Raw genomic sequence first — 12,050 nt, 5'->3', positions numbered from 1 at the left:
TTTCGGAACTGCTAAATTACAAAATATTGGACGATTATTTAACATATAGCGTGCTTGCTAAGGTTAAAAAAACCTTAAATCCATAGCTTCAGAAGAAAATACTGTAAATAATTCCGTTTTAGACTGAATAATCAGAATAAAAGTTGTCAATGCCTAATGTACTTTAAACGCTTTTTCCTGAGGATAAAAAGCCACATCTCCTAATTGTTCTTCAATTCTAAGCAATTGGTTGTACTTGGCCATACGATCACTTCGTGAAGCAGATCCGGTCTTTATTTGGCCACAATTTAAAGCAACGGCAAGATCGGCTATGGTAGTATCTTCAGTTTCCCCACTTCTATGAGACATGACTGAAGTATAACCGGCATTGTGCGCCATATTCACCGCAGCAATAGTTTCGGTAAGTGTTCCTATCTGATTTACTTTAATTAAAATGGAATTCGCAATATTTTCAGAAATACCTTTAGAAAGCCGCTCGACATTGGTTACAAACAGATCATCGCCAACCAACTGAACCTTGTCGCCTACCTTTTCAGTTAGATATTTCCAACCTTCCCAGTCGTTTTCATCCATCCCGTCCTCGATTGAAATTATTGGGTAGTTAGCACAAAGTTCGGCCAGATAATCTGCCTGCTCCTTAGAGGATCGCACCTTTCCGGAATCTCCTTCAAAGACAGAATAGTCATAATTCCCGTTCTTGTAGAATTCTGCAGAAGCGCAATCCAACGCTATCATCACGTCTTTCCCAAGCGTATATCCTGCCGCCGAAGTAGCTTTAGCGATAGTATCCAAAGCGTCTTCTGTTCCTTCAAGAGTAGGAGCAAATCCTCCTTCATCCCCTACGGCTGTACTTAAATTGCGATCGTGAAGCACTTTCTTGAGATGATGAAATATCTCACTTCCCATCTGCATGGCATGCGTAAAGCTTTTGGCTTTAACGGGCATCACCATAAACTCCTGAAAAGCAATTGGAGCATCGCTATGAGAACCGCCGTTAATAATATTCATCATTGGTACGGGAAGCGTCTTTGCGCTCACTCCACCAACGTAACGATACAATGGCATTCCAAGTTCATGAGCTGCAGCTTTGGCCGTAGCAAGAGAAACCCCTAAAATGGCATTGGCTCCCAGCTTTGATTTGTTGGACGTTCCGTCCAGGTCGATCATGATCTGATCGATCAAGGTTTGTTCAAAAACCGACACCCCCAATAATGTTCCGGCAATCTTACCGTTTACATTTTCAACAGCCTGTAAAACACTTTTACCCATATATTCCTTTCCGCCATCCCGAAGTTCCACAGCCTCGTGCTCGCCTGTAGACGCACCTGAAGGTACAGCCGCACGCCCTAAATAGCCGTTTTCGGTGATCACATCAACTTCAATTGTAGGGTTACCTCTTGAATCGAAAATTTGTCGTGCGTGGATATCGATAATTATGCTCATACGGTTTGAGGTTTGTGAGTTTTTATGGTTTCGATAAATTGATCAAAAAGATAGGACGCATCATGTGGTCCTGGACTAGCTTCAGGGTGATACTGCACCGAAAACACCGGCTTATCCTTCATACGGATACCTGCTGCAGTGTAATCGTTTAAATGCACATGTGTAATTTCAATATCGGGATGAGCTTCTGCCTCTTCACGGTTTATTGCAAATCCGTGGTTTTGGGATGTTATTTCCCCCTTTCCGGTTAGCAAATTCATAATGGGATGATTGATCCCTCGATGTCCGTGGTGCATTTTGTAAGTGGAAATTCCGTTAGCCAGTGCCAAAACCTGATGTCCTAGGCAAATTCCAAATAAGGGAGTATCTGCTTTGATTACTTGTTTGGTTACCTCTATTGCTGAAGTAAGCGGTTGCGGGTCACCTGGACCATTTGATATAAAGTAGCCATCCGGATTAAATTCCTGCATTTCAGCGAAGGTAGCATCATATGGGAACACCTTGATGTAACAATCCCGTTTTGCTAAATTTCGAAGAATGTTTTTCTTAATACCAATATCTAAAGCTGAAATTCTGTACAGCGCATTTTCATCACCCACAAAATATGGTTCTTTGGTAGAAACCTTTGAAGCCAACTCGAGTCCGTTCATATCGGGAACCTCTGCCAGTTGTTTTTTCAATGCTTCTATATCGTCCACCTCGGTAGAGATCACTGCGTTCATTGCGCCATGATCGCGAATATAATTGACAAGAGCACGGGTATCGACATCACTAATGGCAAGCAGATTATTTCTGTCTAAAAAGGCTTCCAGAGAATCATCTGCCGCCGGACGCGAATACTGATAACTAAAATTTCTGCAAATAAGGCCCGAGATCTTGATACCTTCCGATTCTATTTCTTCTCTGTTGGTACCGTAGTTTCCAATGTGGGCATTGGTAGTCACCATGAGTTGTCCGTAATACGACGGATCGGTAAAAATTTCTTGATAACCCGTCATTCCTGTGTTAAAGCAAACTTCACCGAAGGCAGAACCTTCTTTACCTCCTACCGCTTTTCCGTAGAAAATGGTTCCATCTGCCAGTAGTATGATCGCTTTTTTTCTGTTCTTGTACTTCATATTTTTCAAATGTTCTGCAAAAATACTTTAAATGAAATCAATCTAATAATTTTGAAAATATAACTTTTAAACAATTGATTTATAAAAAAAGGGATAAACTTTAAAAGCTTATCCCTTTATATCTTGAACATAATTCATTCAATTATTCTTCTTCTTTCTTTGCATCTTTTGCCTTGGTTGCAGCAGCAGGTGCAGTTGCTGCAGCGGCAGAACTTCCACCTCCGCGACGACTACGACGTGTAGACTTTTTCTTGGTCGATTTTCCGGCGTTGTACAGCTCGTTATAATCTACAAGCTCTATCATGGCCATATCGGCATTATCTCCCAATCGGTTACCCAATTTAATAATTCGGGTGTATCCTCCCGGACGATCTCCAACTTTCACCGCTACATCTCTGAACAATTCAGTTACGGCATCTTTTTGACGCAGTCTGGACATCACAATACGTCTGTTGTGTGTGGTGTCTTCCTTAGACTTGGTGATCATTGGCTCTACAAAGTTCTTAAGCGCTTTTGCTTTGGCAACTGTAGTGTTGATTCTCTTGTGCTCAATTAGGGAGCAGGCCATATTGGCAAGCATTGCTTTTCTATGGGCTGTTTTTCTTCCTAAGTGATTGGTTTTTTTTCCGTGTCTCATGACATTTGGTTTTAATCATCATCTTGCTACAACCCGCTCTGGGGAGCAAAACCTACCTATGTGGTAGACGGGTATGATGAATTAGTCTTTATCTAATTTATATTTTGTAAGGTCCATTCCGAAGCTAAGGCCTTTTACATTTACAAGCTCTTCAAGCTCGGTCAATGATTTTTTACCAAAGTTTCTGAATTTCATCAAATCGTTTTTGTTATACGATACTAAGTCACCTAGTGTATCTACTTCAGCAGCTTTTAAACAGTTAAGTGCACGAACTGAAAGATCCATATCCACTAACTTGGTTTTAAGCAACTGACGCATATGCAATGACTCTTCATCGTAAGTTTCGGTCTGAGCGATCTCATCGGCTTCAAGCGTAATACGCTCATCACTAAACAACATAAAGTGGTGAATAAGTGTTTTAGCCGCTTCAGTCAATGCATCCTTTGGGTGAATTGATCCATCTGTAATGATCTCAAAAACCAGTTTTTCGTAATCGGTTTTTTGCTCTACACGGAAATTCTCAATGCTGTATTTTACATTTTTGATTGGTGTGTAGATAGAATCGGTAAAGATTGTACCCAGAGGTGCGTTTGCTTTTTTATTTTCTTCAGCAGGAACATAACCTCTTCCCTTTTCAATGGTAATTTCGAAATTAAGGCTCACCTTAGCTTCCATATTACAAATTACCAGATCCGGGTTAAGTACCTGGAATCCTGAGATAAACTTCTGGAAGTCTCCAGCGGTTAATTGCTCATTTCCATTTACTGAAATGGTTACGGTCTCATTATCGATCTCATCGATCTGTCTTTTAAAACGAACTTGTTTTAAATTAAGGATGATCTCGGTTACGTCTTCTACAACACCTGCAATAGTTGAAAATTCATGATCAACACCTTCGATACGTACCGAAGTGATTGCAAATCCTTCCAAAGAAGAAAGTAAAACTCGTCTTAATGCGTTACCTACAGTCAATCCGTAACCTGGTTCCAAAGGGCGAAATTCAAATTTCCCCTCGAAATCGGTAGAATTGATCATGATAACTTTATCAGGCTTTTGAAAACTAAATACTGCCATAGTGTGACTCGTGTGTTTTTATTATTTTGAATATAATTCGACGATAAACTGCTCGTTGATATTTTCAGGAATTTGAAGTCTTTGTGGTACACTTACAAAAGTTCCTTCTTTCTGTTCACCGTTCCAGGTGATCCATTCGTAAACATGACTTGCATTAGAAAGAGACTGCTCAATAGCTTCTAACGACTTCGATTTTTCTCTTACTGCAACCACATCACCTGCTTTTAACTGGTAAGACGGGATGTTTACTTTTTCTCCGTTCACTGTAATGTGACGGTGAGATACTAATTGTCTGGCTGCGCTTCGGCTTGGGGCAATCCCCATTCGATACACAACATTGTCCAATCGCGACTCACAAAGCTGTAGCAACACTTCACCGGTGATTCCGGGAGCTGCTGTAGCCTTCTTAAATAAATTTCTAAACTGACGCTCTAAGATACCATAGGTATATTTCGCCTTTTGCTTTTCAGCAAGCTGAATCGCATATTCAGATTTCTTACCGCGACGACGGTTGTTACCGTGTTGTCCCGGAGGGTAATTTCTCTTTTCGAAAGATTTGTCATCTCCGAAGATAGCCTCACCAAACTTCCGGGCTATTTTAGTTTTTGGACCAGTATATCTTGCCATTTTTAAGTGTTTTTGAAGGGAAAACTAAATTAAGGTCTTAACTATCCTCTAGCCTCTTTAATCCTTCAGATTGATATTTATTAATTAAACTCTTCTTCTTTTAGGAGGTCTGCATCCGTTATGAGGCATTGGAGTAACATCGATGATCTCGGTTACTTCAATTCCTGAATTGTGAATCGATCTTATCGCAGATTCTCTTCCGTTACCGGGTCCCTTTACGTAAACTTTTACTTTACGAAGTCCGGCTTCATGTGCTGTTTTTGCACAATCTTCGGCTGCCAATTGAGCAGCATAAGGAGTGTTCTTCTTAGATCCTCTAAAGCCCATTTTACCGGCAGAAGACCAGGAAATAACATCTCCGTTCTTATTAGTTAACGAAATAATGATATTGTTAAAAGAGGCTGCGATGTGAGCTTCACCCACAGACTCGATAGTAACCTTACGTTTTTTCGTACTCTTTGTTTTTGAGGTAGACTTTGCCATATCTCTAGGTATTATTTAGTTGCTTTCTTCTTGTTAGCAACTGTTTTACGTTTTCCTTTTCTTGTTCTGGAGTTATTCTTAGTGCGTTGTCCTCTTAAAGGAAGACCAGCTCTGTGACGAATACCTCTGTAACATCCAATATCCATTAAGCGCTTAATGCTTAATTGAACTTCGCTACGTAATTCACCTTCGATCTTGAAAGACCCTACTGCATCACGAATGGCACCAATTTCATCATCGTTCCACTCGTTTACTTTTTTGTCTTCGCTAACTCCGGCTTTTTCCAATATATCCTTCGCACGGCTTTTACCGATTCCGAAGATATACGTTAACGCGATTACACCCCTTTTCTGTTTCGGGATATCTACACCTGCGATTCTTGCCATAACTTATCCTTGTCTTTGTTTGAACCTTGGGTTCTTTTTGTTAATAACATATAATCTGCCTTTTCTGCGAACAATCTTGCAGTCGGCACTTCTTTTCTTAACTGATGCTCTAACTTTCATCTGTTTTATTTTAGTATCTGTATGTAATGCGAGCCTTAGTTAAATCGTAAGGACTCATTTCTAATTTCACTTTATCCCCGGGCAACAACTTAATGTAATGCATTCGCATTTTCCCGGAAATATGTGCTGTAACAATATGACCGTTTTCCAATTCAACACGAAACATAGCATTAGATAATGCCTCTACTATCGTTCCATCCTGTTCTATTGCTGGTTGTTTTGCCATAATTATGCTACTGCCTTTCTATTTTTACCGCTCTTCATCAAACCATCGTAATGACGGTTTAACAGATACGAATTAATTTGTTGCATGGTATCGATAGCAACCCCAACCATAATTAGTAGTGAGGTTCCACCGTAAAATAATGCCCAACCTTGCTGCATATCCATAAGCTTAACCACAAAGGCAGGAAATACTGCGATAAGCGCTAAGAATATAGACCCCGGCAAGGTGATCTGAGACATAATTCTATCTAAAAACTCAGCTGTGTCTGTTCCTGGCTTTATACCGGGAATAAAACCACCGCTTCGTTTTAGGTCGTCTGCCATTTTATTGGTAGGTACTGTGATAGCCGTATAGAAATACGTGAATATAATGATCAAACCTGCAAATACTAGGTTGTACCACAATCCGAATATATCACTGAAATTTGCCTGTATGGTTTGCGCAAATTCACTATCCGACAAACTCGCTACGGTAGCAGGTACGAACATAATAGCCTGTGCAAAGATAATTGGCATTACCCCTGAAGCGTTCAGCTTTAAAGGAATGAATTGTCTTGCGCCAAAAATATTCTTCTCATAACCACCACTCGCTGTTCTGCGGGCGTACTGCACCGGTATCTTCCTTACCGCCATGACCAGCATCACCGATGCCAAGATGATCACAAACCAGATAACCAATTCAATTAAGATTAGAATAAGTCCGCCATTAGATTCAAATACTCTTGCTGCATATTCCTGTACAAAAGACAAGGGCAGTGTAGCAATAATACCAACCATAATTAAGATGGAAATACCGTTACCAATACCTTTATCTGTGATCTTTTCACCTAACCACATCGCGAAGATACAGCCTGTTACCAGAATGATCACGGATGAGATATAGAACATAGGCGTTTGCCCAAGAATAAATGCATCGGCTGGAACTCCCATTGCAGGTAATCCGGCAAGGTAACTAGGTGCCTGCACCAAACAGATACCAATAGTTAACCAACGCGTGATCTGATTGATCTTCTTTCTTCCACTTTCTCCTTCTTTCTGTAATTTCTGAAGGTATGGAACTGCAATTTGCATTAATTGAACCACAATCGACGCTGAGATGTACGGCATAATACCTAATGCGAATACAGAGGCATTCGAAAATGCACCTCCTGTAAAGGCATTCAACAATCCACCAATTCCTCCGGCATCAAAATTTCCGGAGAATTCTGCAAGCTTAGAAGCATCAATCCCCGGTAATGTTACCTGTGCACCAAAACGGTAAACCAATAACAATCCCAAGGTAACCATGATACGGCTACGAAGCTCTTCAATTTTAAAAACGTTCTTTATGGTTTCAATAAATTTCATTGGTGTCTTGTAATTACAATGTTATTACTTCACCACCGGCAGCCTCAATTGCTTTTTGCGCCGTGGCAGTAAACTTGTGAGCCGATACTTTTAATTTTGCCTTAAGTTCTCCTCTTCCCAAGATCTTCACCATATCATTTTTTCCGGCCAAACCTAATCCAACCAAGGTATCGAAATCTACATCTCCCTTAATTTTCTTATCGTCAACTAATTGCTGAAGCGTATCAAGATTTACTCCTTGATATTCCTTACGGTTAATATTCGTAAAACCAAATTTAGGAACACGACGCTGTAATGGCATTTGTCCACCTTCAAATCCAATTTTCTTCGAATAACCGGAACGAGACTTTGCTCCCTTATGTCCACGACCCGATGTTCCGGCTTTACCCGAACCCTGACCACGACCTAAGCGCTTTCCTTTATTACTAACCGAACCTTCTGCAGGTTTTAAGTTACTTAAATCCATTGTTTATATCTTAAACGGTTTCAACAGAAACCAAATGTTTAACTTTATTTACCATACCAAGAATATTTGGCGTGTCATCGTGAACTTTAGATTGCCCGATCTTACTAAGACCTAATGCTTCTAATGTTCTTTTCTGGTTCTGAGTTCGGTTGATCTCACTCTTTACCTTTGTTACTTTAATTTTTGCCATCTTCTTACGTTTTTATCCTTTGTACAATTTCTCTAAAGAGATACCGCGTTGCTTAGCTACCGTTTGTGCACTTCTCAATTGCAATAATGCATCAAATGTTGCTTTTACCACATTATGCGGATTAGAAGAGCCTTGTGACTTCGACAATACATCGTGAACTCCAACTGCTTCCAGGACCGCACGAACAGCACCCCCGGCAATTACTCCTGTACCCGCAGCAGCAGGTAACAATGTAACACGGGCTCCACCGTATTTTCCTTTTTGTTCATGAGGAAGTGTTGCTTTATTCAAAGGAATACGAACCAAATTCTTCTTGGCATCTTCAATAGCCTTTGCAATCGCACTGGCTACATCTTTAGACTTTCCAAGTCCTTGTCCAACAACACCGTTTTCGTCACCAACAACTACAATAGCTGAAAATCCGAAGGCTCTACCCCCTTTTGTTACCTTAGTAACACGTTGTACACCTACTAGACGGTCTTTTAATTCAAGACCTCCCGGTTTTACTAATTCTATGTTTTTATAATCTTGATACATACTACTTAGAATTTAAGGCCGCCTTCGCGAGCTCCTTCAGCTAATGATTTTACTCTTCCGTGATATAGGTAACCGCCTCGGTCGAAAGAAACAGATTCTACTCCTGCTTTTTGCGCCTTTTCCGCGATCGCTTTTCCTACTAATTTTGCTGCTTCAGTCTTATTTACTTTAGAAGCGTCAATGTCTTTGTCTCTTGAAGATGCAGCAGTAATGGTCTTTCCATTTACATCGTCAATAAGTTGCGCATAAATCTCTTTATTGCTTCTGAAAACTGCCAAACGTGGTCGCTGCTCAGTTCCGGAAACCGTTTTGCGTATTCTGAAACGCAAACGTTGTCTTCTATCTTCTTTTGATAATGCCATAACTTTATGTCTTATGCAGATTTACCTGCTTTTCTTCTAATTTGTTCTCCTACAAACTTGATCCCTTTTCCTTTGTAAGGTTCCGGCTTACGGAAGGCACGAATTTTTGCCGCAACCTGTCCCACCAATTGTTTGTCGAAAGAAGTTAATTTTACTATAGGATTCTTTCCTTTTTCTGAAATGGTCTCCACTTTTACTTCAGGAGCAATGTCCATAACGATATTATGTGAGAATCCAACAGCTATATCCAATTTCTGTCCCTGATTGGAAGCACGATATCCTACTCCAACCAATTCGAGTTCTTTTGTCCAACCAGCTGAAACACCTTCGATCATATTTAAAACCAATGATCTGTATAAACCGTGTTTCGCTTTGTGATCCTTTGCATCTGAAGGACGTTCTACAAAGACGTTGCCGTCTTCTACTTTAATGGCAACATCTGAAAACTCCTGTGTAAGTTCTCCTAATTTCCCCTTAACGGTAATTACGTTGTCTTTAACATCAACTGTAACTCCTTCTGGAATTGCTACCGGGTTTTTACCTATTCTTGACATCTCTTGTCTGTTTTTAGTATACGTAACACAATACTTCACCACCCACGTTGTTGGCTTTGGCCTGCTTTCCTGTCATCACTCCGTGAGAAGTGGAAACGATAGCAACACCTAGACCGTTTAAAACACGTGGTAGCTCATTAGCACCTGCATATTTACGTAAACCTGGTTTACTTATTCTTTGAATCTTCTTAATTACCGGGTCTTTTGTAAGCTTGTCATACTTTAAAGCGATCTTAATGGTCCCTTGCGGTCCCTTATCATCTTCAAACTTATAACTCAAAATAAAACCCTGATCAAACAAGATCTTTGTAATTTCTTTTTTAAGATTGGAAGCCGGTATCTCTACGACACGGTGTCCTGCCTTCACTGCATTTCTAACTCTGGTTAGAAAATCCGATATTGGATCTGTATTCATATATATTAATTTGCGGTAATGGTTTTCGTCGCGAAAATAATCGAAACAAACCTGCTACCCATTTATAATTTTACCAGCTTGCTTTTCTAACACCCGGGATCAATCCTTGATTGGCCATTTCACGGAACATTACACGTGAAATCCCAAAAGTTCTCATATACCCTTTAGGTCTTCCAGTTAGTTTACAACGATTGTGTAAACGAACGGGAGAAGAATTTTTTGGTAATTTCTGTAGCGCTTCCCAGTCGCCGGCTTCTTTTAGAGCCTTGCGCTTTTCGGCATACTTGTCTACCAATTTTTGTCTCTTAACCTCGCGGGCTTTCATTGATTCTTTAGCCATCTCTTAGTTCTTTTTAAAAGGTAATCCCAGTTCTGTTAATAATGCTTTCGCTTCTTTATCGGTTTCGGCAGTAGTTACGAACGTAATGTTCATTCCTTCTATTTTCTTGACCTTATCGATATCTATTTCAGGAAAAATAATCTGCTCAGTAATACCCAAAGAGTAATTACCTCTACCGTCAAATCCAGTAGCTTTTATTCCTCCAAAATCACGTACCCTTGGCAACGCAGATGTAACAAGTCTGTCTAAAAACTCATACATACGCTCTCCACGTAAAGTAACTTTGGTCCCGATTGGCATTCCCTTTCTTAATTTAAAGGTTGCGACATCCTTTTTGGAGATAGTCGCGATTGCCTTTTGTCCAGTGATATTGGTTAGCTCCTCAACCGAATAGTCGATCAATTTCTTATCGGCCACAGCTGCTCCAACTCCACGAGAAACTACAATGCGTTCCAATTTTGGAACCTGCATTACATTTTTGTAGCCGAACTCGTCTGTAAGAGCATTAATTACTTTGCTCTTGTACTCTTCCTTAAGTCTTGGTGTATATCCCATAACTATAATACTTGATTCGATTTTTTAGAAAATCGTACTTTTTTACCATCTTCCATTCTATATCCTACACGTGTAGCTTCCCCCGATTTAGGATCAACCAACGACAGGTTAGAAATATGAATTGGAGCTTCTTTTTCAGTAATTCCACCCTGAGGATTAGCCGCACTTGGCTTCTCGTGTTTCTTTACCGTATTCACTCCTTCTACTATTGCTTTGTTTTTCTCAAGAAGCACCTTCATCACTTTACCTTCAGAACCTTTATGTTCTCCGGCTGTAACGACTACGGTATCTCCCGATTTTATTTTAAGCTTTCCCATCTTTATCGTATTAAAGCACCTCTGGTGCCAATGATACTATTTTCATAAATTGTTTGTCACGAAGTTCTCTGGCAACGGGTCCAAACACACGTGTTCCTCTCATCTCCCCTTGTGGGTTTAAAAGTACACAAGCATTGTCATCGAAACGGATATAAGATCCATCTGGCCTTCTTACCTCTTTCACGGTACGTACCACTACTGCAGTAGAAACGGCACCTTTCTTAATATTTCCATTTGGGGTAGCTTCCTTTACAGTTACTACGATCTTATCACCAATGGAAGCATATCTTTTTTTCGTCCCGCCCAACACTCTAATGGTTAGCACTTCTTTGGCGCCGGTGTTGTCTGCTACTTTAAGTCTTGATTCTTGTTGTATCATGATTACTTCGCTCTTTCAATTATTTCTACTAACCTCCAACATTTGGTTTTACTTAAAGGTCGTGTTTCCATGATCTTTACTGTATCTCCTTCGTTGCAGTCATTTTTCTCGTCGTGTGCTACGTACTTTTTCGTTTTTAATACGAACTTTCCGTACATAGGATGTTTTACTTTTTTAACCTCAGCAACAACAATGGATTTTTCCATTTTACTACTGGTTACTACTCCTATACGCTCTTTTCTTAAGTTTCTTTTTTCCATCTTTCAGCTTCGTACCGTTACTGTACTTCTCTTTTAGTTAGTTCTGTCGCAATTCTGGCAATAGATCTTCTTTGATTTCTAAGCTGAATTGGATTTTCCAACGGTGAAATGGTATGCGCCATTTTTAGGTCTGAATACGCTTTCTTCGATTCAGTTAACTTTTCCTGAAGTTCCGCTGTTGTGGCTTCGTTTATCTCTGATTGTTTCATCTTTCT

The 12,050-nt window shown here is 40.1% G+C and carries 22 protein-coding genes; all 22 read right to left on the bottom strand.

Annotation, left to right across the window (positions count from 1 at the left end; all coding sequences use genetic code 11):
• Positions 1-153: 153 nt before the first annotated feature.
• Complete coding sequence (eno, locus tag ALE3EI_RS07590; protein WP_186987685.1) at positions 154-1,443, bottom strand: phosphopyruvate hydratase; 1,290 nt, start codon at positions 1,441-1,443, stop codon at positions 154-156.
• Positions 1,440-2,561: a glutamine-hydrolyzing carbamoyl-phosphate synthase small subunit gene (carA, locus tag ALE3EI_RS07585; protein WP_186987684.1), complete on the bottom strand. Its 1,122-nt coding sequence runs from the start codon at positions 2,559-2,561 to the stop codon at positions 1,440-1,442. The genes eno and carA overlap by 4 nt, the downstream gene beginning before the upstream one ends.
• 142 nt (positions 2,562-2,703) lie before the next feature.
• Complete coding sequence (gene rplQ / locus ALE3EI_RS07580; RefSeq protein WP_186987683.1) at positions 2,704-3,198, bottom strand: 50S ribosomal protein L17; 495 nt, start codon at positions 3,196-3,198, stop codon at positions 2,704-2,706.
• A gap of 81 nt (positions 3,199-3,279) precedes the next feature.
• Positions 3,280-4,272 (bottom strand): DNA-directed RNA polymerase subunit alpha, encoded by a 993-nt coding sequence (locus tag ALE3EI_RS07575; RefSeq protein WP_186987682.1) that lies wholly within the window; start codon positions 4,270-4,272, stop codon positions 3,280-3,282.
• Positions 4,273-4,293: 21 nt separating this feature from the next.
• On the bottom strand, positions 4,294-4,899 hold the full coding sequence (gene rpsD, locus ALE3EI_RS07570; RefSeq protein ID WP_186987681.1) for a 30S ribosomal protein S4: 606 nt from the start codon (positions 4,897-4,899) through the stop codon (positions 4,294-4,296).
• A gap of 84 nt (positions 4,900-4,983) precedes the next feature.
• Positions 4,984-5,382, bottom strand: a complete 399-nt coding sequence (gene rpsK / locus ALE3EI_RS07565; protein ID WP_186987680.1) for a 30S ribosomal protein S11 — start codon at positions 5,380-5,382, stop codon at positions 4,984-4,986.
• Positions 5,383-5,393: 11 nt separating this feature from the next.
• A complete protein-coding gene (gene rpsM, locus ALE3EI_RS07560; RefSeq protein WP_186987679.1) occupies positions 5,394-5,768 on the bottom strand; it encodes a 30S ribosomal protein S13 in 375 nt (124 codons plus the stop codon).
• Between the two features lie 3 nt (positions 5,769-5,771).
• Positions 5,772-5,888 carry a type B 50S ribosomal protein L36 gene (ykgO, locus tag ALE3EI_RS07555; protein WP_013305171.1) on the bottom strand — a complete coding sequence of 39 codons (117 nt, stop codon included), beginning with the start codon at positions 5,886-5,888 and terminating at the stop codon, positions 5,772-5,774.
• A gap of 10 nt (positions 5,889-5,898) precedes the next feature.
• Positions 5,899-6,114, bottom strand: a complete 216-nt coding sequence (infA, locus tag ALE3EI_RS07550) for a translation initiation factor IF-1 (RefSeq protein WP_034259287.1) — start codon at positions 6,112-6,114, stop codon at positions 5,899-5,901.
• A 2-nt stretch (positions 6,115-6,116) separates the two neighbouring features.
• Positions 6,117-7,460, bottom strand: coding sequence for a preprotein translocase subunit SecY (gene secY / locus ALE3EI_RS07545; protein WP_186987678.1), 1,344 nt, complete (start codon positions 7,458-7,460; stop codon positions 6,117-6,119).
• 13 nt (positions 7,461-7,473) lie between these two features.
• A complete protein-coding gene (gene rplO, locus ALE3EI_RS07540; protein ID WP_186987677.1) occupies positions 7,474-7,926 on the bottom strand; it encodes a 50S ribosomal protein L15 in 453 nt (150 codons plus the stop codon).
• A gap of 10 nt (positions 7,927-7,936) precedes the next feature.
• Positions 7,937-8,116 (bottom strand): 50S ribosomal protein L30, encoded by a 180-nt coding sequence (gene rpmD / locus ALE3EI_RS07535; protein ID WP_186987676.1) that lies wholly within the window; start codon positions 8,114-8,116, stop codon positions 7,937-7,939.
• 12 nt (positions 8,117-8,128) lie between these two features.
• Positions 8,129-8,653, bottom strand: a complete 525-nt coding sequence (rpsE, locus tag ALE3EI_RS07530) for a 30S ribosomal protein S5 (RefSeq protein ID WP_186987675.1) — start codon at positions 8,651-8,653, stop codon at positions 8,129-8,131.
• A 5-nt stretch (positions 8,654-8,658) separates the two neighbouring features.
• Positions 8,659-9,015: a 50S ribosomal protein L18 gene (gene rplR, locus ALE3EI_RS07525; RefSeq protein ID WP_186987674.1), complete on the bottom strand. Its 357-nt coding sequence runs from the start codon at positions 9,013-9,015 to the stop codon at positions 8,659-8,661.
• A gap of 11 nt (positions 9,016-9,026) precedes the next feature.
• Positions 9,027-9,569, bottom strand: a complete 543-nt coding sequence (gene rplF, locus ALE3EI_RS07520) for a 50S ribosomal protein L6 (RefSeq protein ID WP_186987673.1) — start codon at positions 9,567-9,569, stop codon at positions 9,027-9,029.
• A 13-nt stretch (positions 9,570-9,582) separates the two neighbouring features.
• Entirely contained in the window at positions 9,583-9,984 is a 402-nt protein-coding gene (rpsH, locus tag ALE3EI_RS07515; RefSeq protein WP_186987672.1) for a 30S ribosomal protein S8, read from the bottom strand.
• 70 nt (positions 9,985-10,054) lie between these two features.
• Complete coding sequence (gene rpsN / locus ALE3EI_RS07510) at positions 10,055-10,324, bottom strand: 30S ribosomal protein S14 (protein WP_186987671.1); 270 nt, start codon at positions 10,322-10,324, stop codon at positions 10,055-10,057.
• 3 nt (positions 10,325-10,327) lie between these two features.
• Positions 10,328-10,879 carry a 50S ribosomal protein L5 gene (gene rplE / locus ALE3EI_RS07505; RefSeq protein WP_186987670.1) on the bottom strand — a complete coding sequence of 184 codons (552 nt, stop codon included), beginning with the start codon at positions 10,877-10,879 and terminating at the stop codon, positions 10,328-10,330.
• Positions 10,880-10,881: 2 nt separating this feature from the next.
• Complete coding sequence (gene rplX / locus ALE3EI_RS07500; RefSeq protein WP_186987669.1) at positions 10,882-11,196, bottom strand: 50S ribosomal protein L24; 315 nt, start codon at positions 11,194-11,196, stop codon at positions 10,882-10,884.
• Positions 11,197-11,206: 10 nt separating this feature from the next.
• Complete coding sequence (rplN, locus tag ALE3EI_RS07495; protein WP_034259303.1) at positions 11,207-11,575, bottom strand: 50S ribosomal protein L14; 369 nt, start codon at positions 11,573-11,575, stop codon at positions 11,207-11,209.
• A 2-nt stretch (positions 11,576-11,577) separates the two neighbouring features.
• Complete coding sequence (rpsQ, locus tag ALE3EI_RS07490; protein ID WP_186987668.1) at positions 11,578-11,835, bottom strand: 30S ribosomal protein S17; 258 nt, start codon at positions 11,833-11,835, stop codon at positions 11,578-11,580.
• 17 nt (positions 11,836-11,852) lie between these two features.
• The gene (gene rpmC, locus ALE3EI_RS07485) at positions 11,853-12,044 is read right to left on the bottom strand and encodes a 50S ribosomal protein L29 (protein ID WP_186987667.1); all 192 of its coding nucleotides are present in this window, start codon (positions 12,042-12,044) and stop codon (positions 11,853-11,855) included.
• Between the last annotated feature and the right edge of the window lie 6 nt (positions 12,045-12,050).

It is taken from the genome of Constantimarinum furrinae, assembly GCF_014295415.1.
GTDB lineage: Bacteria > Bacteroidota > Bacteroidia > Flavobacteriales > Flavobacteriaceae > Constantimarinum > Constantimarinum furrinae.
Note: the sequence above shows the minus strand (reverse complement) of the source record. Positions and strands in the feature narration are given on the sequence as shown.